23 protein-coding genes are annotated in these 17,951 nt (G+C 38.9%); 16 read left to right on the top strand and 7 right to left on the bottom strand.

Annotated elements, in window-relative coordinates; translation table 11 throughout:
* Positions 1-113: 113 nt before the first annotated feature.
* On the bottom strand, positions 114-806 hold the full coding sequence (locus SULBA_RS11785; RefSeq protein ID WP_014770518.1) for a phosphoadenylyl-sulfate reductase: 693 nt from the start codon (positions 804-806) through the stop codon (positions 114-116).
* Positions 803-1,030, bottom strand: a complete 228-nt coding sequence (locus SULBA_RS11780; protein ID WP_014770517.1) for a DUF2061 domain-containing protein — start codon at positions 1,028-1,030, stop codon at positions 803-805. The genes SULBA_RS11785 and SULBA_RS11780 overlap by 4 nt, the downstream gene beginning before the upstream one ends.
* A gap of 210 nt (positions 1,031-1,240) precedes the next feature.
* Between SULBA_RS11780 and SULBA_RS11775 the strand changes: the two genes are divergently transcribed.
* The 3 genes from SULBA_RS11775 to SULBA_RS11765 are packed head-to-tail and all read left to right on the top strand — an operon-like array spanning position 1,241 to position 4,781.
* Positions 1,241-2,260, top strand: coding sequence for a Fe(3+) ABC transporter substrate-binding protein (locus SULBA_RS11775; RefSeq protein WP_014770516.1), 1,020 nt, complete (start codon positions 1,241-1,243; stop codon positions 2,258-2,260).
* Positions 2,260-3,822 carry an ABC transporter permease gene (locus SULBA_RS11770; RefSeq protein WP_014770515.1) on the top strand — a complete coding sequence of 521 codons (1,563 nt, stop codon included), beginning with the start codon at positions 2,260-2,262 and terminating at the stop codon, positions 3,820-3,822. The genes SULBA_RS11775 and SULBA_RS11770 overlap by 1 nt, the downstream gene beginning before the upstream one ends.
* The gene (locus tag SULBA_RS11765; protein WP_014770514.1) at positions 3,819-4,781 is read left to right on the top strand and encodes an ABC transporter ATP-binding protein; all 963 of its coding nucleotides are present in this window, start codon (positions 3,819-3,821) and stop codon (positions 4,779-4,781) included. The genes SULBA_RS11770 and SULBA_RS11765 overlap by 4 nt, the downstream gene beginning before the upstream one ends.
* Positions 4,782-4,801: 20 nt before the next feature.
* On the opposite strand, the gene SULBA_RS11760 is transcribed toward SULBA_RS11765, so the two are convergent.
* Together SULBA_RS11760 and SULBA_RS11755 are read right to left on the bottom strand one after the other, a co-directional pair.
* Positions 4,802-5,671 carry a DMT family transporter gene (locus SULBA_RS11760; RefSeq protein WP_014770513.1) on the bottom strand — a complete coding sequence of 290 codons (870 nt, stop codon included), beginning with the start codon at positions 5,669-5,671 and terminating at the stop codon, positions 4,802-4,804.
* A gap of 91 nt (positions 5,672-5,762) precedes the next feature.
* Complete coding sequence (locus SULBA_RS11755; RefSeq protein ID WP_014770512.1) at positions 5,763-6,266, bottom strand: NAD(P)H-dependent oxidoreductase; 504 nt, start codon at positions 6,264-6,266, stop codon at positions 5,763-5,765.
* Positions 6,267-6,733: 467 nt separating this feature from the next.
* Here SULBA_RS11755 and SULBA_RS13210 point away from each other — a divergent pair, with 467 nt between their 5' ends.
* From SULBA_RS13210 to SULBA_RS11735, 5 genes are all read left to right on the top strand, one after another.
* Positions 6,734-6,907, top strand: a complete 174-nt coding sequence (locus SULBA_RS13210) for a BrnT family toxin (protein ID WP_342503278.1) — start codon at positions 6,734-6,736, stop codon at positions 6,905-6,907.
* Positions 6,904-7,110, top strand: coding sequence for a BrnA antitoxin family protein (locus SULBA_RS11750; protein WP_014770511.1), 207 nt, complete (start codon positions 6,904-6,906; stop codon positions 7,108-7,110). Before SULBA_RS13210 ends, SULBA_RS11750 begins: the two co-directional genes overlap by 4 nt.
* A 60-nt stretch (positions 7,111-7,170) precedes the next feature.
* Positions 7,171-7,761: a hypothetical protein gene (locus tag SULBA_RS11745; RefSeq protein WP_014770510.1), complete on the top strand. Its 591-nt coding sequence runs from the start codon at positions 7,171-7,173 to the stop codon at positions 7,759-7,761.
* A gap of 102 nt (positions 7,762-7,863) precedes the next feature.
* Positions 7,864-8,094 carry a DUF6364 family protein gene (locus SULBA_RS11740; protein ID WP_014770509.1) on the top strand — a complete coding sequence of 77 codons (231 nt, stop codon included), beginning with the start codon at positions 7,864-7,866 and terminating at the stop codon, positions 8,092-8,094.
* Complete coding sequence (locus tag SULBA_RS11735) at positions 8,091-8,507, top strand: type II toxin-antitoxin system VapC family toxin (RefSeq protein ID WP_014770508.1); 417 nt, start codon at positions 8,091-8,093, stop codon at positions 8,505-8,507. Before SULBA_RS11740 ends, SULBA_RS11735 begins: the two co-directional genes overlap by 4 nt.
* A 322-nt stretch (positions 8,508-8,829) precedes the next feature.
* On the opposite strand, the gene SULBA_RS11725 is transcribed toward SULBA_RS11735, so the two are convergent.
* Both SULBA_RS11725 and SULBA_RS11720 read right to left on the bottom strand, forming a co-directional pair.
* The gene (locus SULBA_RS11725) at positions 8,830-9,267 is read right to left on the bottom strand and encodes a YccF domain-containing protein (RefSeq protein WP_014770507.1); all 438 of its coding nucleotides are present in this window, start codon (positions 9,265-9,267) and stop codon (positions 8,830-8,832) included.
* A gap of 91 nt (positions 9,268-9,358) precedes the next feature.
* Positions 9,359-9,925, bottom strand: coding sequence for an NAD(P)H-dependent oxidoreductase (locus tag SULBA_RS11720; protein WP_014770506.1), 567 nt, complete (start codon positions 9,923-9,925; stop codon positions 9,359-9,361).
* Positions 9,926-10,066: 141 nt separating this feature from the next.
* On the opposite strand from SULBA_RS11720, the gene SULBA_RS11715 reads away from it, so the two are divergent.
* The 7 genes from SULBA_RS11715 to SULBA_RS11685 all read left to right on the top strand — a co-directional run bounded on the left by SULBA_RS11715 (position 10,067) and on the right by SULBA_RS11685 (position 15,295).
* Positions 10,067-10,408: a winged helix-turn-helix transcriptional regulator gene (locus SULBA_RS11715; protein ID WP_014770505.1), complete on the top strand. Its 342-nt coding sequence runs from the start codon at positions 10,067-10,069 to the stop codon at positions 10,406-10,408.
* A 108-nt stretch (positions 10,409-10,516) separates the two neighbouring features.
* Complete coding sequence (locus SULBA_RS11710; protein ID WP_014770504.1) at positions 10,517-10,831, top strand: hypothetical protein; 315 nt, start codon at positions 10,517-10,519, stop codon at positions 10,829-10,831.
* Positions 10,828-12,009 (top strand): ABC transporter permease, encoded by a 1,182-nt coding sequence (locus tag SULBA_RS11705; RefSeq protein WP_014770503.1) that lies wholly within the window; start codon positions 10,828-10,830, stop codon positions 12,007-12,009. Before SULBA_RS11710 ends, SULBA_RS11705 begins: the two co-directional genes overlap by 4 nt.
* Positions 12,006-12,674: an ABC transporter ATP-binding protein gene (locus SULBA_RS11700; protein ID WP_014770502.1), complete on the top strand. Its 669-nt coding sequence runs from the start codon at positions 12,006-12,008 to the stop codon at positions 12,672-12,674. Before SULBA_RS11705 ends, SULBA_RS11700 begins: the two co-directional genes overlap by 4 nt.
* A complete protein-coding gene (locus SULBA_RS11695) occupies positions 12,671-13,633 on the top strand; it encodes a hypothetical protein (protein ID WP_014770501.1) in 963 nt (320 codons plus the stop codon). Before SULBA_RS11700 ends, SULBA_RS11695 begins: the two co-directional genes overlap by 4 nt.
* The gene (locus SULBA_RS11690) at positions 13,630-14,133 is read left to right on the top strand and encodes a hypothetical protein (RefSeq protein ID WP_014770500.1); all 504 of its coding nucleotides are present in this window, start codon (positions 13,630-13,632) and stop codon (positions 14,131-14,133) included. The genes SULBA_RS11695 and SULBA_RS11690 overlap by 4 nt, the downstream gene beginning before the upstream one ends.
* A 25-nt stretch (positions 14,134-14,158) precedes the next feature.
* Positions 14,159-15,295 carry a nitrous oxide reductase accessory protein NosL gene (locus SULBA_RS11685; RefSeq protein WP_014770499.1) on the top strand — a complete coding sequence of 379 codons (1,137 nt, stop codon included), beginning with the start codon at positions 14,159-14,161 and terminating at the stop codon, positions 15,293-15,295.
* Positions 15,296-15,320: 25 nt separating this feature from the next.
* Here the strand turns inward: SULBA_RS11685 and SULBA_RS11680 are convergent, their stop codons facing one another.
* Positions 15,321-16,130, bottom strand: coding sequence for a universal stress protein (locus SULBA_RS11680; protein WP_014770498.1), 810 nt, complete (start codon positions 16,128-16,130; stop codon positions 15,321-15,323).
* A gap of 510 nt (positions 16,131-16,640) precedes the next feature.
* Between SULBA_RS11680 and SULBA_RS11675 the strand changes: the two genes are divergently transcribed.
* Complete coding sequence (locus SULBA_RS11675) at positions 16,641-17,819, top strand: site-specific integrase (RefSeq protein ID WP_014770497.1); 1,179 nt, start codon at positions 16,641-16,643, stop codon at positions 17,817-17,819.
* The last annotated feature ends 132 nt before the right edge of the window (positions 17,820-17,951 follow it).

The raw sequence follows: 17,951 nt of genomic DNA, 5'->3' as shown, positions 1-17,951 counted from the left end.
TTTGAACTTTAATAACGCCAACAGAGCAAAGCTCCTTGTGGCTACGCTAATGCTAAGTTTGCCTCGGCGGCAAGCCCACGCTTCGCTTTTACTTTGATGTACTCAAAGTAGTATTAATTTTTATGTAAATGCAATCCGCACTCTTTATGTTCAGGGTTTTCCCACCACCAACGTCCCGCTCTGATGTCTTCGCCATCACGGAGGGCACGTGTACAGGGTTGACAGCCGATGCTTTTAAAACCTTTGGCGTACAAGCCATTTTTAGGAATGGCGTGTTCTTGCATGTAACGCTCTACATCTTCATCACTAAAGTGTGCTAAAGGATTAAATTTTAAGAGCTTAAAATTTTCATCATACTCCATCAAAGGGGTATTGGCTCGGGTGATGGACTGAGCACTTCGAATGCCACTTATCCAGCATTGATACCCTTTTAACGCCTCGTGTAAAGGGAGTATTTTTCGTACACGACAACACTCTTTGCGAAGATTAATGTCATCAAAAATGCCATACTCTCCCACGCTTTCTTCTAACGCTTTGATGGTTGCATCCTCTGCGCTAAAGCGCTCAATTTTGATGCCAAAAAAAGCTTCGACTTCTTTTTCATACGCCAAAGACTCCTCAAAAAGTTTGTGCGTATCAAGGGTAAAAACACGAAAATCAATGCCTGCTTTTTGCGCCAAAGAGAGGGCAATCGCATCTTCACTTTGGTGGCTAAATGCCAACGTGACGTTGAGATGTTTCTCGCCAATTAACGTGTGAAGCATGTGCAACGCTTCGGTGATTTTAAGTTCATAGCTCTGATTCATATTTGATACTCGGGTTGTTCTTTTTCTCTTCCAAAATCAATTTTATTCCATGCACGTTCGTGAAAATAGTACAAAGCTGTTTTGGTTATGAGCTCAAAAGCACCGATAGAAACAGCAGCAAGCGGACTACCAGTGACGATAAAACTAATTAGCATTGTATCGAGCGTTCCTAGTGTTCTCCATGAAATCGCTTTAACAATGCTTCGCTTCTTATGCTCTACCATACGTGCTCCTGCTTAAATTTTCAGAATAATAGCATTTTACTTCTCTATTGTCAAGTAAAATTATTAAAATACTCAAGATTAAAACAGCAGGGTATTGTATGGCGATAAAAAGAAAAAGGCTTAAACTTTTTAATTGATAATAGTTATTATGATTTATTAAAAGTTTTTTATATTAGACTGCCACAAAATAATCAAACAAGGAGAAGAATGATGCGTGTTTCATCGAGTCTATTTAAGCTATTTTTAGGGCTTAGCGTTGCTTCAAGCATGGCGCTTGCCAGTGAGGTCAATGTCTATTCCCATCGCCATTACGACAGCGACAAAGCGCTTTTTAAAGCGTTTGAAGAAAAAAGTGGCGTTAAGGTCAATGTCATTACGGCAAAGGCAGAAGAGTTGGTTACAAAGTTGAAAATTGAAGGAGCCAACAGCCCTGCTGATGTGCTCATTACCTCTGATGTTGGTAATTTATACGAAGCCAAAGAGGAGGGGTTGCTCCAAAAAGTTGACTCTAAAATTTTACATGTAAACATTCCTGAGCATTTACGAGACGGTGAAAATGAGTGGTTTGCTCTTACGAAACGAGCACGTATTTTTGTCTACAATCCTGAAAAACTCTCTGAAAAAGAGCTAGGAAGTTACCTTGATTTAAGTGATCCTAAATTTAAAGCTAAATTGCTTACCCGTAGCTCTTCTAACTCGTACAATAAATCGCTTTTAGCCTCTATTATCGCCAATCACGGTGAAGCCAAAGCGCTGGAATTTGCCAAAGGATTGGTTGCTAATTTTGCCAGAGAGCCTAAAGGGAACGATAGAGACCAAATCAAAGCCGTGGCAAGTGGTGAGGGGGATTTGGCGATTGTGAATACCTACTATTTAGGCATCATGCTGAACAGTAAAGACCCCAAAGATGTTGAAATCGCAAAAAGTGTTAAGCTCTTTTTCCCTGCTCAAAAAGCAGAAGGTACGCACATTAACATCAGTGGAGCGGGTGTGACAAAGTATGCTAAAAACAAAGAGAATGCCATGAAGCTTATTGAGTTTTTAAGCAGTGTTGAGGCGCAAACCCTCTTTGCCGAAGCGAACCATGAGTACCCTGTTAATCCTGCGGTTAAAGCTTCTGGTACCGTCGCAACCTTTGGAGTGTTTAAAGAAGACACACTGCCTCTTGGGGACGTGGGAAAATACACCAAAAAAGCCGTTGAAATTGCAACAAAGGCAAATTGGCGATAATGCAAAAATTTAAATACTTACTAGCCCCTTTTTTGGGGCTGGTCATCGCTCTTCCTATTGTTTGTCTTGTCCTTTATTTTATTGCTCAGAATGATTTTTTTATGAGAAACATCAACGCATCTGAGCTGGTACGTTACACATACCATACAAGCTTTGTTCTTGTAGGAACAGCGTTTTTAGTACTTCTTTTAGGCATCAGTACAGCGTTTATGAGTGCACGTTTTGTGTATTTTGGGAGTCGTTTTTTTAGCCTCATTTTTGTGCTTCCTTTAGCTTTCCCCGCCTACATCTTAGGGTACACCTATGTGGGATTTTTTGAGTTTCATGGCATCTTAGCCACGCTTCTCTTTCAGCCCAAAATTAAACTTGACATCTTAAATATTTACGGTGTTACGGCAATTCTCTCGTTTGCGATGTTCCCATACGTCTTTATCTTAGCACGAGTCTCTTTTGCTTCACTCTCTTCAACGGTGGTCGAACTCGTTTCACTCAAACAGCTTTTCTTTTTCAAAGCCTTTTTCACGGTGTATCTCCCCTTAGCGTACCCTGCCATTTTTGCGGGACTTGTGCTTGCCATGATGGAAGTGCTTAGTGATTATGGAACGGTAGCCTACTTTGGTGTTGACACCTTTAGTGTGGGCATTTTCAAGAGCTGGTTTGGCTATGGCAATTTGGGTGAGGCGATTAACCTTGCGATGATACTGCTCGTGGTTGTGTTTGCGATGATGTTTGGCGAAGCACGTCTTAGAGCCAAAATTCGTTTTATCAGCGCCACGCACAGCAGTCAAAAAGCGCCTAAAGTTCAGCTCAAAGGTTGGCACAATGCCCTAGCGTTTGGGCTTTCCTTTTTGATTGGTACGGTGAGCCTTTTCATTCCCACAGGTGTGCTTTTGTACTGGTTTTATCTTGATTTTAACACACTGGATTGGAGTGCTTTGGGCTATCTCTACCATACCCTTAGCCTCAATGTCCTCTCCTCTTTGCTGATTATTGCTTTAGCCTTTATCATGGTGTATGCTTCACGTTTTTACCCCAGCACCTTGGGTACTTTTAGCCATAAACTCTCGATACTAGGCTACTCCATTCCTGGTGCGATTGTTGGTATTGGCATTTTATTGTTTACCAATTTTATTGACCAAAGTGTGGGTAAAGTCATTCTTGGAGGCTCTTTTTTTGCGCTGATATTTGCCTATTTGAGCCGTTATTTTGCCGCTAGCATTGGCTCGGTTGAAAACGGGTTTAGTAAGATAGACAAAAGCATTGATGATGCGACCACTGTTTTTGGAACAAGCGAATGGGGACGCATTTTTAACGTTTATGTGCCACTTTTGCGACCGTATTTGCTCAGTGGTTTTTTGATTCTTTACATTGACCTTGCCAAAGAGCTTCCTGCAACCTTACTGTTAAGACCGTTTAATTACGACACCATTGCCATTCGCATTTACGAGCTAGCGAGTAATGAAATCCTCTATAAAAGTGCTTTTCCATCGCTCTTATTGGTGGTGACAACTGCCATTGCGGTCTTATTACTCCATTCAAAATTTGTACGAGGTAGCAGATGAAACCCATCGTTAGCATCGAAAATTTACACAAACGTTTTTGCAAAGGCAATGTTTGTGTTGCCAATGAAGTCTCTTTTTCCATTCAAGAAGGCGAGATTTTTACCATTTTAGGCAGAAGTGGCAGTGGTAAAACCACGCTTTTGCGGATGCTCTCAGGACTTGAAACGCCAGACAGTGGCACAATTTGCATTGGCGATAAGGTTGTCTTTGACGCCAAAACCAATGTCCCTCCCAATCAGCGAGAAATTGCCATTGTCTTTCAAAACTACGCACTTTTACCCCATCTAAACATTGCTCAAAACATCGCTTTTGGAAGCAAAGCTGACCAAAAAGAGCTTTTACATGTCATGCAAAAAACGAAGATAGAAACCCTCTCTTCCAAGTACCCGCATGAGATTAGTGGAGGGCAACAACAGCGTGTGGCATTGGCACGTGCCATTTTAGATAAGCCCAAAATTTTACTGCTTGATGAACCACTGAGCAACATCGACACCGAGCTTAGAGCCATTTTAAGGGCGGAGCTTAAAGAGATGATCAAACGCTTTGGCATCACAGCGCTTTTCATTACGCATGACAAAGAAGATGCGTTTTTTCTCTCAGATCGCATTGCCATTATGGAAGGAGGTGACATTTTGCAAATTGGCTCACCCAAAGAGGTTTACAACCATCCAAACTCATTGCAGTGTGCTCATTTTTTAGGCAAGATGAATGTACTACCTCAGAGCTTACATGTGGGTGAAAAAGAGTTCTATTGCCGTTTGGATGCGGTGCACTTAGGTGGACATTTGAAGCACAAAGCTTTCATTAAAGAGATTGTTTTTTACGGCAATTTTTACGAAATTTCTTTAGACGTTGAGGGTGAACTTTTGATGGCATACAGTTTTGATGATAGCTTGAACGTAGGGCAGAGCATCGGGTTTGAGATTGATAAGAATAAATTGATGTATTTTGAGGGGTGAGAGGGTTTACATGTAAAGCGTTAGAAACACTTGCGCCTTTCGTAGTAGCGCATAAAAAAGTGGTGTAACCAGAGTGAAAAACCAATGACCACACTGCCTATTCCCAGTAAGCTAAGATTGGTTTTGCTTCCCCATAAAAGAAGATTCATCAAGAGTCCTACGGGAACTAAGGCGTTGTTCATAATGGCAAGCACGCCCGCATCCACCTCACACGCTCCTTTGTTCCACCAAAAATAGCCCAGACCAGAAGCAACACAGCCAAGCCAGAGTAAAACGCCCCACTGAAGCAAAGAGGGAGAGAGTTTTTCGGGGTTGGCAAAGAGTGTAAAGGCAAAAAGGCTGACCACAAGTGCGCCAAAATGAAAGTAGCCAAACACCTCTTTTTGAGAGAGATTTGGGTGGGACTCCATTAGCTTTTTATAACCGCTTTGTCCGATGGCAAAGGAGAGATTGGCTCCTTGAACCAGTAAAAATCCTGTGATAAACTCCGCACTGATGGCATGGTAGCGAATGATGTACGCTCCCAAAACCGCCACACCCGTGCTGATGAGGTAGAGGGGTTTGAACTGCATTTTTAAGCCATCATACACAAGGGTAACATACATTGGGGTAAAAATGGTAAATAAAATCACCTCAGGCACACTAAGGTAGCCAAAAGCGTGGTAGAAAAAGAGGTACATAAGACCGATTTGAATGCTACCAATGAGCATAGTTTTCAGCGCTAAGATTTTTGGAATGCCACGAAAACGGGTGAGCGGTAAAAAGATAAGCGAAGCGATACAAACACGAATAAGTACGGCAAAATAGTTATCCAAAGAGCCTGCTAAAAACTCGCCAATAAAACTAAATGAAAACGCCCAAATAAACGTAACCGCCACTAAATAACGCATGATTTTTCCTTCAAAATTTCACGCACACTCTACCACAGTGAAGGTTAGAAGGAAGAAAAGTGAGGAGGTTACATGTAAAGAAAAAAAGCGCTTATTTTCGTGCAATGGCTACAAATTGCGTCAAAATTCTCTTTAAACTTTCTGCTTCGACTTTTTTATCGTACGTTGCTAAAATCTCTCGAGGGGCAACGATGGCTCCTAGTTTGCTAAATTGCGTTCGCATGGCATTGCAGACCTCATTTCCCCCACTTCCTGAATGGGTAGCAAGTTGAACGTATTTGAGGGTAAAGAGTTCTCTAAAATGCTCTCCTTGTCTGGATAACCACGCAACCACATTGGTTAAAACAGGAGGAATGGAGTAGTTGTACTCAGGTGCTACAACGATGTAGCCTAAGGCGTTTTTCATTTTCTCTGAGAGGGCTTTGATAGAGTCTGGAATGCCTTGGTTGCTCTCTTTTTGAGTGTCGTAGAGTGGAGCGTTTAACGTGACGAGGTTGATGATTTCGCTTTTGCATTGCATCGCTTCTAGCGTGTGTTGAATCTCTTGCGCTAACTTCATATTTTCATTTAAACTTGCGACTAAGATGATAAACATGGAAAATCCTTACATGAATATAATTAGGAGAATGATACTCCTAATAACTCAGACAATCAATAATCTAGATGCCTAACTCTTTTTTTGAAGGTTTCCTTTAGCACTGGCGGATTTCTTGCACAAGGGGGGGCGATGCAGTGAAATGGTATGGAAAAAGTTGAAAGTAAAGACCTGACCTTTTTTTCTGTTGGTATTGTGGCAAAGACGGCTATGGTGATGATAATTTACGTTGACGAAGCGAAGTAATACAACGCATCGCCACTCCGATGATAGGAAAATGGTAAGGTTTTTACATGTAAATATATTTTCTTCTTGATATATCATGATAATATCATTACAATATCTACATGAAAACACTCCCCTTTGAATGGGAACAAACCAAAGCAGTATCAAACCTTAAAAAACATGGCATCTCATTTGAAGAAGCCAAAACCATTTTGATAATGAAAATATAAGGTTTATGCTTAATCCTAAACATTCAGAAAACGAAGAGCGTTTTTATCTTACTGGGTATGAGTTATACCCTCAAAATTTTGACGGTTGTTCATTGTTACCGAGATCATGAAGGTATCATCCGAATCATCTCTGCACGCAAGTCAACCAAAAATGAAGCAAATCAATATAAGGAGTTTTTATCATGAAAAAAGAGTACGATTTTAGCCAATCTGTTAAAAATCCTTATGCAAAAAAAGTTAAAAAACAGATTTCACTCAATGTGGATGTTGAGACCATTGACTATTTTAAAGCGTTATCTGCCAAAGTAGGGATGCCCTATCAAACGCTGATTAATTCATTTTTGATGGACTGCGCGCAAAGGCATGTTGAGCCTAAAATTCAGTGGTGAGTTTAGGAAATAGAAGAAAAAGTAAAAGTTTAGCTCTATTTGACTATTCAAAGGAATTCAATGTTAGATATACTGAAAATAGAACAGTGGGAAAAGTATGTAAGGTCTATTCTAGACAAACCTACCTTTAGCGATTGGATACAAATTATAGGAGTTATTGTTGCTGCTATAGGGGTTATTATTGCATGTATACAAATTTTCGATTCAAGCAAGGTAAAACAAGAAATAAATTCTACTTTAATTGAATTCCAAAGTAATCTACAGCAAATCAAATATGTAAGGGAAAAGTATCATCCAGAAAATGTTTACTTAAGAACACGAGATGGCATAGTAGATGCTGTTGATAAGCTAAATGCCCACCATAAAGAAATGCATGAACCTGTAAAATTTGAAAAAATTTACCAATTAATAAAAGATTATGGCACGAAAAAAACGAATGATAGACTTTCTGAAGTTTCAATTCTTGTTAAAGATAAAACAATGGCAGTTACTTTATATGTTGCATCTATAAAGCCTGATGAGATAAGTGGACAAAAAGAGTTTGATAAAATCAATAATAAGTATATTAGTTTGGTCAATGAGGTTTCATCTGCTTATGCCGAATATCATGGTTTTATACAAGGCTTGACACTCAAAGATTTTGAGTATTAGCGTGAATCAATAAAAATAAGATTATCTCTAAATTCCCTTTTGACACAAAACAAAAAATACCGTATAATAATCAAAAATATATACGACTAAAAGGAGTGGAGCATGAGTTCGAAAATAACGCTTTATACCGATGTGCAGTTGATCGAAAATATGAAACTGTATGCAAAAAAGCATAATACTTCTGTTTCGAAAATGGTAACACAATTTTTTGAGTCTATTTTGAAAAAAGAGGAAAAAAGTGCTCCATCGTCTAAAACGTCACAGCTTCGAGGTGTTTTAAAAGGAGCAAAGGAAGATGACTATTTAACGCATTTAGAGAAGAAATACCTATGAGAGTATTGCTCGATACCAATGTTGTTTTAGACCTTCTTTTAGACCGTGAACCTTTTAGTGAACTCGCACAAGCGATTTTTTTAACAGTAGAATCAAAGCAGATTCAAGGTTTTTTATGCCCCACCACACTCACCACGCTTTACTACCTTTTAAGTAAACACCTTAATAAAAAACAGTGCAATCAAACGATGGAAAACTTGCTGGCTCTGTTTGAGATAAGCACTCTTACAAAATCCGTTTTGATTGATAGTGTGCGAAGTGTTGGGAGCGACTTTGAAGACAGCGTGATTTACACCAGTGCGAAACATACCAAGATAGATGTTATTGTCACACGTGATAAAACAGGCTTTAAAAATTCAGCCATCAAGGTGATGTCTCCACAGGATTTTTTGATTTTTATGGATGCAAACTAGAGGAAAATAAGCTTTCATGTTTACATGTAAATCTTATTTCCTTTACGCTCCATCTTTAACACCCCTAATTCCCCTCACTTTGCGACATCAGATGAAACAAGCCAATTTTGTAAATGCTCAGTTTTCGTTTGAGCATCTCGCACCACTTGAAACTTCAAGCAGTTTAGCGTGTGCAAAAAAGTATTTTTTAATGACCGATGGGTTTCTTGTAACACAGACAAAGCTCACGTCCCCTTCGCTTCGTTTGAGGAGAGCTCAAATAACGCCTGAGCCATAACACTGCTGAGTGCACCTACGCCAAAAAAGACACATTTGAGATGGTTTATTTTAACTCTTCCCCTTTTTGATAGAGTGCATCGGCGACTTCTTTATCGACAATGGTCATACCAATGGGTGCTAGTGAGATACCGATGAGTTTGAGGTGTTGAATCGCAAAGGGTATACCAATGATGGTGATAGCACACGCACATGCGGAGAGAATGTGCCCAATAGCAAGCCAGATGCCTGCGAAAACAAGCCAAATTACATTGCCAATAAAACCTAGTGTGCCTGTGCCGATGTCCTCTTTTTGGTGCAGCATTTGTCGGCTAATGGCTTCTTTGCCAAAAGGGAAAAAGGTAAATTGACCGATGACAAAACATGCTTTTGCCCATGGAATGCCGACGATACTTATGAGTGCCATCAGCCCAAAAAACCACCACGAAAGCCCCATAAAAACACCGCCAAAAAGAAACCAGATGATATTGCCAAGTAATCGCATAACCACTCCTTGCATTTTAGGAAGTAGTGTACTTGAATTTGGTTAAAGGAGCATTACATGTAAAGCGTTTTTTCTTTACATGTAAAAGGGTTTAGTTGCTTTGGAGGTATTTAAAAAGGGAACTGCTCCAGTCCTCTTCGTGTAAAAGCGCTTTGTACTCAAGGGCTTTTTGCGCAAGCTCTTCTTCTTTGATTTTCAGCGCACCGTGGACGGCAAAAGGTGCGGTATAGACCATGCCTGTAAACAAAGCGGTGATTTGCAGTGGCTTTAAGAGTTCACTGATGGAAGCATGGTCGTAAGCGCCTGCTTGATACGCATAGTCAGGAGAGCCTGTGGTAAGCGCCACTTTAAACTCTTTGTTAGCCAGTTTACTCCCTTCACTTCCATAGGCAAAGCCATACTCTAGGACTTTGTCTTGCCACTCTTTGAGTAAAGAAGGGGTACTAAACCAGAAGAGTGGAAACTGAAATACAATGCGCTCATTCGCTACAAGAAGGTCTTGCTCTTTTTTCACATCAATCTCCCCTGTGCGACCATAGGTGGCATAAAGGTCGTGAACGGTGATGTGCTCTTCATGTGAGATAGCATTGATGAGTGCTTTGTTTAATCGTGATTCATTCATCGATGGATGGGCAAGAATGACTAAGGTTTTTTTCATGGTAAATCCTTTGAAAGTTTAATTTTGAGAAATTTATCGTATATAAACTTATAATATACTTAGTGAAATAAATGTTAGTAATGAATTTATTTCACGCTTAACTTCTTCTGTGTTATAATCTGTACACATAAAGGATAAACCATGTACGAACTCAACGGAGAAGAATTTTTCTGTCCCATGCAAGTGACCTTGCATATTTTAAATGACAAGTGGAAGTTGTTTATTGTCTATAGCTTGCTTGATGGAGCAAAACGCTTTAAAGAGATTTGCGATACCTTTCCTAGTATCACACAAAAAACCGTCTCTATCAAACTCAAAGAGCTTGAAGCGTCACAGATGATAACACGAACCGTCTATGCACAAGTCCCTCCCAAGGTAGAGTATGCGCTCAGTGCAACAGGAAAAAAAATAGAGCCAATGGTCAAAGCCATGTATGAGTTTGGTCTCTTTTACGTTAAACAACATGGGTGCGAGAAGCAGTAAACAGCGTTACATGTAAAGTCTTGTTTAACACTAATTTAGCATATGAAAATTAAAATGTTACACTTATGTTTTTAAATTCAAAACATTTTTTTAAGGATTTATTCGTCAATGACACGCAGCATGTTGTTTCTTGTAACATTTTTTGTAAGTGTTGGTGTGTGTCTAGCCGCACAGTTTGTCTATTTGTATGCCACGAGAACCCTCAGCCCTAAAGTGCTTGAAAAAAAAACACGTTTTATCGCTCATGTGGGTTTGCCTGATATGAGTTTGGTGGGAGAGGCTCGTTATGTAAGGCATCGAAGTTTAAGTGATATTTTTTCTATTTTTGGTGAGTCACCTGAGCTTTTGGAGTATTTTCCCTCCACCTTTGTGTACCACTATGCTCCTTATGTCTCAACGAGCAGTGGGAGCGTGGAGCCATGAAGTTTAATGTGTATTTGCTGCAATTTTCACTCTCATCGCTGATGCGCAAAGGAGCAAAAACGCTTTTTGTGTTTTTACTCTTAACCTTTCTTATTTTTTTACTCTCATCGGTTTTGTTTATCTCTGATGCCATGAAGCAAGAGCTCAATGGTACGCTTCAAAGCCTTCCTGATATTACCCTGCAGCGACTTCAAGCAGGAAAACAGATAAACGTGCCTTTGAACAGAGTGGATGCGCTTTTAGAGATTGAGGGCGTGAGTGCGGTTATTCCTCGGATTTGGGGCTATTATTATTTCAAGCCTGCTGGGGTGAATTTCTCCGTGGTGGGTATTGATGCGTTTGAGCAGAGTTATAAAGAGAGTTTGCAAAAAATTGTCGATACGCATGATGTGAAAGCTTTAGAAAAAGAGGATGGCATGTTGGTTGGCAAAGGTGTGCAAAAACTGTTGCAAAGCTATCATTATCAAGATTTTTTTAATTTTATTACGGCTGAGGGTAAATGGAAGAAAATGTCTATCGTCGGGAGTTTTGATAGCGATGTTTCCCTTGAAGCAAACGATATGATAGTCCTGCCTAAAAAGAGTGCCTATGAAATTTTTGGAATGCCACGCCATGAAGCTACCGATGTGGTTTTAAGGGTTGCAAATCCTGAGGAGATTGCGACGGTGGTGCGTAAAATTAATGAGCTTTATCCTGATATGCGTGTCATTACCAAAGAAGATATTCGTGTGAGTTACCACAATATTTTTGATTATAAAAGTGGGTTTTTTCTCGCCCTTTTTGTTGTCTGTGCCTTTACCTTTTTCATGATAGTGTATGATAAACTAAGCGGTCTTAGCTCTGAAGAGCGAAGAGAGATAGGGGTGTTAAAGGCATTGGGATGGAGCATGGATGATATTTTAAAAGAGCGTTTTTATGAGAGTTTCATCCTCTGTTTTGGGGCATTTTTGCTTGCTTTAGCACTTTCAATGGCGTATGTTTTTTTCTTCAATGCACCGCTTTTAAATGCCCTTTTTGTGGGGTATTCTACGCTGAAACCCTCCTTTGAATTACCGTTTTATTTTAACGCACCGATGGTCATTTTACTTTTTTTCTTTAGCGTGCCTGTGTATGTGGGCTCTGTGATAATTCCCTCGTGGAGAGCGGCAATGTTGGATGCGGATGAGGTGCTTCGATGATCGTCTTAGAAAATGTCTACAAACAGTATGAAACAAGCGCACAACGTGTGGATGCCCTGCAAAATATTTCTTTACATGTAAAAGAAGGGGAGTGTGTTATTTTAAAAGGGGCAAGTGGGAGTGGAAAGAGTACCATTCTCTCTTTAATTGCAGGGCTTTGTAAACCAAGTTCTGGCAATGTGATGGTTGATGGTGCTTCCATTTCTAAATTGATTGATCCTTTTAGTGCACATGTAAGACGAGAAAAAATCGGTTTTATTTTTCAGCGTTTTCATCTGATTTCCAATTTAAGTGTTAAAGAGAATATTCTTTTGCCACTCATTCCAAGCAACCCTGATGCAAAGGTGTTAGACGCTAAAGTCAATGCGGTGATGCAACGCTGTGAAATTGCCCACAAAGCCAATACCCTCACACGGTATCTCTCAGGCGGTGAGCAACAGCGTGTTAGCATTGCTAGAGCGTTGGTAAATTCTCCTAAAATTATTTTAGCCGATGAACCAACGGCAAATTTGGATGAAACCCTCTCTTTGCACTTTATTGACATGCTTCGAAGCTTAAAAAACGAGGGTGTGAGTATGCTGATTGCAACGCATGACCCACTTTTTTTCCAGTTAGAGTTTGCAGATCGCATCATTGAAGTGAAGCATGGAGTGATTGTCGGATGAATCTTACCCCTGAAATTATTATGCTTTTGATGCTCGATGGGCTTTTTCTCTTTTTTGGAACGCTTGCCTTTGTGCTCTCTTTGAGGATATTTATTGCATGGGATAGAAATGCCACCACAAAAAATCAGTATCAACTTGAAAAAAATGCTTATCTCGTAGGCATTGTGGTAAAGTATATTTTGATGCTCAAAGTGCCTTTATTTCTCTTTTTTATTTACACCTGTGATACGCTCTCAAGCATTATTACAGGGGCAATGTGCGCAGCGGGTGTGGTGAATTCAGTGGATTTTGGGCTTTTTTTGCTCTTGTTTAAACTCTTAAACCTCTATCTGTTTGGGTTTTGGTTACTTTTACATTCTAACGATGTACGCTCTGAGGTTCAGCCTTACATGAGAGCTAAATCGTTCTTTTTTTGTGGAATCTTTTTTGTTTTAGTTGCAGAAATTGTGCTAGAGATTTTGTTTTTTACCTCCTTAGATATTAGTAAAATTGTCAGCTGCTGTGGCACTCTTTTTTCTGCAACAGAACATACTTCTTTCTCCTTTTTATTTGCCATGGATGAGAGGGTTGTGGTAGCTATTTTTTACGCCTCTTTTACTTTAATGGTGGTGGGATTTTTCCTTCGAAATGGTGCGGTTTATCTCTTTAGCAATCTCTTATTTCTTCTTTTTGGTATTGTCTCATTGATTGTTTTTTTTAGTACCTATGTGTACGAACTTCCGACACACCATTGCCCATTTTGTTTACTGCAAAAGGAGTATTATGGGGTAGGGTATGGGATGTATACGAGTTTATTTTTAGGAACATTTTATGGGATTGGTGGTGTGTTAATGGCGCACATCAGTGCCAAGCCTGCGGTAAAAATCATGCGTTTGTCACTTCTGTTCAATGGGATATATCTGCTGTTGGTAAGTGCGTATCCTCTGGTTTATTTTCTTAAAAATGGGGTGTGGTTGTGAAAAAATCAACATTCATTTTAATTGCTTTTCCACTAATAGCATTGGTATTTTTGTTTAGTTATTACGCTAAAGTTAACCAAAAACCAGATGAAATTAACAATAAAGCGCAACTTCCCCTTGAATTTAAAGACAACACCCTTCAATGTCCACAGTGTCATATGTATTTGGTAGGTAAAAAAGATACCGCTCAATTCATTACGTCTAAGGGAAAAACATACTTTTTTGATGATATTGGCTGTTTTGTCTTGTGGCAAGCAGAGCAAAAAATAGAGCTAGAGGGCGGAAAACTGTGGGTTTTTAGCCGAGATAGTAAGCGTTATATTGATGGGTTTGATGCATGGTATTCCCTTAGGGATGAAACCCCCATGCAGTATGGTTTTGGGGCGTATGAAGGGAAAAAAGAGGCGTTTGTGGGGTATGAGCAGATGCGCCTTCGTATGCTTCGAGGGGAAAATATGAGTGATCCAAGGGTGAGAAAACTCTTAGTAGAAGAGCGTTAAATCTTTACATGTAAAAGGAGAGAGTATGTTTAAACGATTGGGTATGGTCTGTTTTGGGTTGCTTTTTAGTTCAATGCTAATTGCACAAGAGTTTAGTAAGGTAGCTTCCAACGAGCCTGAGCTGATTCAAAAAGGTGAGGACAAACTCTACTGTCCTATTTGCGGTATGAACTTAAAGCAGTACTACAAAACTTCACACGGGGCAATTTTAAGTGATGGTACAGCAAAACAGTATTGTTCTATGCGTTGTTTGGCTGCGGATTGGGAGGCGATTGAATCGCGCCTTGTTAAAGTGGTGGTCACCGACGTAGTGAGTGAGAAGCTGATTGATGCGAACAAAGCAGTTTACGTCGTGGGTTCTAAAGTGCCAGGAACCATGAGTGTGGTCAGTAAGGTGGCATTTGAAAAAGAGGCAGATGCGCTTGCGTTTATGAAAGAGTATGGCGGAGAGTTGGCAAGCTTTGAGAGCGCTTTTGCCAAAGCCAAAGCTTCTTTGAGCGATGATGTGGATGAGTTTATTAAGAAAAAGCAAAAGGGTATGTACCCTATGGGTGAAAAAATTTACCACAAAGCATGCGATAAAGAGAAGATTCATCTGCATGATTTTAACACGATTAGTGAGTTGAAGTTTTCTTTGAAAAAAACAAAACTCTGTGGTGAATTGGAAGAAAAAGAGCTTCAAGCGGTTTCACTCTATTTGTGGGAAATTTTGCGTTTGTCAGAGCACAATCATACGCATAAAAGTGTGATTCATGTCGAAAAAGATGAAAAATGTCCTGTGTGTGGAATGTTTGTCTATAAATACCCTAAATGGACGGCACGCATGAGCTATGAGGAGAATGGTAAAAAAGTGAGTCATGCGTTTGATGGGGTGAAAGATTTGCTCAAGTTTTATCACAATCCATCCAAATGGGGAAAATACACCAAACAAAACGATGCGGCATATACGATTTTAGTCAGTGATTATTACACGCAAGAAGCAATTGATGGCAAGAGTGCATTTTATGTGATAGGAAGTGACACCTATGGACCGATGGGAAAAGAGTTTATCCCTTTTGCAACGCTTAAAAGTGCGCAGAGCTTTTTAAAAGACCACAAAGGCAGTGAGATTTTGAGTTTTGATAAGATTAGCGAAGCGTTAGTTTACGCACAAGATAAATAAGACAAGGGGAAATTCCCCCTTGTTATTAATGAAGTTTATAGATAAGAACATCGGCGGTGGATTCTTTAAGCACATTAAAGGCAAAAAGACTAATCGCCCCTGTTGTATGCATGGCAACAAGTTCAGGATTAATCTCTTTGAGTGTTTCAAAATCTAAATCTTCACGAAGTAAAGTACTGATACGTTCTTTTGGAAGATGATTGCTTTGAACAAATGCCTCTAATTCAGCTTTACTATCAGCCAAGCAGCGTTTTTTAAACTCCGCAATATCTTCTCTATCCAGACCATAAAGACTGAGGCGAAACTCCACAGGAACTCTCCAAATATGAAGCAAGTTTAGATGCGCTTTTGGAAATAGCTCTGTAATACCTTGAATAAAGAATGCAGAATCTTCAGATAAATCGGTTGGCAGAAGGATGGATTGGTAGTCTGATGGAAGAGTATTTTTAAAAACAAGCACAGGCGTACCTGCTTTTTTAATAATATTTTGCATATCAGAGCCAATAAAAATTTTCTCTGCAATGTATTTGTTTTGATTGTCTTCAATGACGATGAGTGTAGCGTTTATTTCTTTAGCAACATGAGAAATAGTACTTTTGAGTTCACCCTCAAGGCAATGAAAATACTCTGGTACAAAGGATGGAATTGCCTCAGCAATCTTGTTTAAACACTGTACTCTAATGTACTCTTTATTTTTGAGTGTAAAAAAAGAGGTTTCAACAACATGGATAACATGCAATGATGCATTAATAACGTTGGCTAAATGGAGCGCTTTTTTCAAAACACTGGTACTGTTTTGTGAAAAATCTGTCGCAACTAAAAGTGTAGGCTTCATACGTTCCCCTTTAAAACAATTTTCAAAGCTCAAAAGAGCCTTTTTTAATTTTACAATAAAAACATAGATTTAGGATAAAAGGGGGATAAAGTACAAAATTTGAAATGGGATGATTATGCCATCTCATCAAGACACTTCATCTGTAATGTGAAAATATCATTGTGTGTCATTCATTTCAAATGTATTGTTCAAAATACTGATAGCCTGAAGCAAAAAAGTAGTTAAAAGATGTTCAATTTGATTTCTTAAAAAGAGAGAAAAAGCTTTTGAAAAGTCCCTAGAAAAGGGATGGTGCGGATAAAGAGACTCGAACTCCCATGCCTCTCGGCACCAGATCCTAAGTCCGATTAGTAGAGTAAATACAACTAAATACAAGTAATTACGGAATCCCTAATTTATGGGATTCCGTAGCCATTAATGACTTTCTTGTAAGGTACAAGTAACTATAATTGTTTATAAAAATGTGTACCCTAATGTGTACCCTAACACAATATGCTCAAGGTTATAAAGATGGCTGATATTCTTGTAAAAGTGAATCTTCCAAATGTAGATTGTCGCAATATGTATTTTATTAATAATGATGAAATTTTTAGTGGTAAGGAAATCACAAAAGCGCCAACCTATATTCCTCGAGATTATAAGCTTGTACTACGCATTACATATGTTAATCAAAGCTGCGTGCGAACACAAACTAAAAAAACATTTGATTTTTCTCAAAAGACCACTTTTTTACAAGCTCTTCGACAGGTTTCTTCTCAAAGAGAAATACTATTGACAAAGTTAATAGAAGGCTCGCATAAAGAATTGAAGATTAAAATTCCAACTCTTCAGCAAGCATGGGAGGAATTTATGGATATGAAGAAGAATCAACTCTCCCTCAATACACTTGTTTCGTATAAAACGTTTGCTAACAAATGGATACTTTCTCAACCAGACTTAGCAAAGGCGCCCATTGATAAAGTTACAACACGTAAATTACAATCGATTGTTAATGGTATTTTAGATTCTGGGAAAAGCCCTCGTACTGCAAAATCGTTAAAAGAAACTCTTCGACCTATGTTCAAACGCTATGTATTAGATGGGACATTAAAATCAAATCCAGCAGACTTAATTCAAATACCAAAATTTGATAATCAGATGAGCGTTGAATTATCCGATGAAAAAACAAAAGAGCTTTACGATATTTTGTATAACTATCCGTTAGAGCCTTTTAAAAGTATATTTATTTGGTTAACGCATGGTAGAAGGCTTAATGAGACATTAAGCCTTCAATGGAGTGACATTAACCTTGAAAACAACACTTATACTATCAAATACGAGAACAATAAAGTCAGAAAGCCGATGACGTATAAATTGAGCAAAGAACTTATAGGAACACTAGAAGTTCTAGGAATTCAGAGTGGAAATCATTATATTTTCCATGCGTTCAGCGATAAAAGTAGAAAAATGGATAAGGGAACGGTACGTAATCACTGGGATAAGGTCTTAAAACAATTAGGAGTTCATCTTAGAATTCATGATCTAAGACACTTGATTGGTGGAACGTTGGTATCAAGTGGAAGAACACTAGAACAGGTGGCTTCTGTTTTAGGGCACACGTCTATTAGTGTGACAAAGCGGTATTCTAAAGTTCGTCAAGAAGTAGCAGCAGAGTCATTGGAAGACTTTTTTAGTAGAGTAAGAAAATAAAAGAAGAATTATTAATATTTGATAATAAAAATATTTATCAAAAGTATAATGTGTGATTCGGAAGAATAAAAAATTTATTTATATGTATTGTATTACATATAAAGTTGATGTATAATTGTTTTATAAAACATT

The sequence above is a fragment of the Sulfurospirillum barnesii SES-3 genome (genome assembly GCF_000265295.1).
Lineage (GTDB): Bacteria > Campylobacterota > Campylobacteria > Campylobacterales > Sulfurospirillaceae > Sulfurospirillum > Sulfurospirillum barnesii.
This window is presented reverse-complemented; position numbering and strand designations above follow the sequence as displayed.

Excerpts from the sequence above, each read along its gene's own strand:
- SULBA_RS11785 (WP_014770518.1), bottom strand. The coding sequence starts at position 806 with ATGAATCAGAGCTATGAACTTAAAATCACCGAAGCGTTGCACATGCTT.
- SULBA_RS11780 (WP_014770517.1), bottom strand. The coding sequence starts at position 1,030 with ATGGTAGAGCATAAGAAGCGAAGCATTGTTAAAGCGATTTCATGGAGA.
- SULBA_RS11775 (WP_014770516.1), top strand. The coding sequence starts at position 1,241 with ATGCGTGTTTCATCGAGTCTATTTAAGCTATTTTTAGGGCTTAGCGTT.
- SULBA_RS11770 (WP_014770515.1), top strand. The coding sequence starts at position 2,260 with ATGCAAAAATTTAAATACTTACTAGCCCCTTTTTTGGGGCTGGTCATC.
- SULBA_RS11765 (WP_014770514.1), top strand. The coding sequence starts at position 3,819 with ATGAAACCCATCGTTAGCATCGAAAATTTACACAAACGTTTTTGCAAA.
- SULBA_RS11760 (WP_014770513.1), bottom strand. The coding sequence starts at position 5,671 with ATGCGTTATTTAGTGGCGGTTACGTTTATTTGGGCGTTTTCATTTAGT.
- SULBA_RS11755 (WP_014770512.1), bottom strand. The coding sequence starts at position 6,266 with ATGTTTATCATCTTAGTCGCAAGTTTAAATGAAAATATGAAGTTAGCG.
- SULBA_RS11750 (WP_014770511.1), top strand. The coding sequence starts at position 6,904 with ATGAAAAAAGAGTACGATTTTAGCCAATCTGTTAAAAATCCTTATGCA.
- SULBA_RS11745 (WP_014770510.1), top strand. The coding sequence starts at position 7,171 with ATGTTAGATATACTGAAAATAGAACAGTGGGAAAAGTATGTAAGGTCT.
- SULBA_RS11740 (WP_014770509.1), top strand. The coding sequence starts at position 7,864 with ATGAGTTCGAAAATAACGCTTTATACCGATGTGCAGTTGATCGAAAAT.
- SULBA_RS11735 (WP_014770508.1), top strand. The coding sequence starts at position 8,091 with ATGAGAGTATTGCTCGATACCAATGTTGTTTTAGACCTTCTTTTAGAC.
- SULBA_RS11725 (WP_014770507.1), bottom strand. The coding sequence starts at position 9,267 with ATGCGATTACTTGGCAATATCATCTGGTTTCTTTTTGGCGGTGTTTTT.
- SULBA_RS11720 (WP_014770506.1), bottom strand. The coding sequence starts at position 9,925 with ATGAAAAAAACCTTAGTCATTCTTGCCCATCCATCGATGAATGAATCA.
- SULBA_RS11715 (WP_014770505.1), top strand. The coding sequence starts at position 10,067 with ATGTACGAACTCAACGGAGAAGAATTTTTCTGTCCCATGCAAGTGACC.
- SULBA_RS11710 (WP_014770504.1), top strand. The coding sequence starts at position 10,517 with ATGACACGCAGCATGTTGTTTCTTGTAACATTTTTTGTAAGTGTTGGT.
- SULBA_RS11705 (WP_014770503.1), top strand. The coding sequence starts at position 10,828 with ATGAAGTTTAATGTGTATTTGCTGCAATTTTCACTCTCATCGCTGATG.
- SULBA_RS11700 (WP_014770502.1), top strand. The coding sequence starts at position 12,006 with ATGATCGTCTTAGAAAATGTCTACAAACAGTATGAAACAAGCGCACAA.
- SULBA_RS11695 (WP_014770501.1), top strand. The coding sequence starts at position 12,671 with ATGAATCTTACCCCTGAAATTATTATGCTTTTGATGCTCGATGGGCTT.
- SULBA_RS11685 (WP_014770499.1), top strand. The coding sequence starts at position 14,159 with ATGTTTAAACGATTGGGTATGGTCTGTTTTGGGTTGCTTTTTAGTTCA.
- SULBA_RS11680 (WP_014770498.1), bottom strand. The coding sequence starts at position 16,130 with ATGAAGCCTACACTTTTAGTTGCGACAGATTTTTCACAAAACAGTACC.
- SULBA_RS11675 (WP_014770497.1), top strand. The coding sequence starts at position 16,641 with ATGGCTGATATTCTTGTAAAAGTGAATCTTCCAAATGTAGATTGTCGC.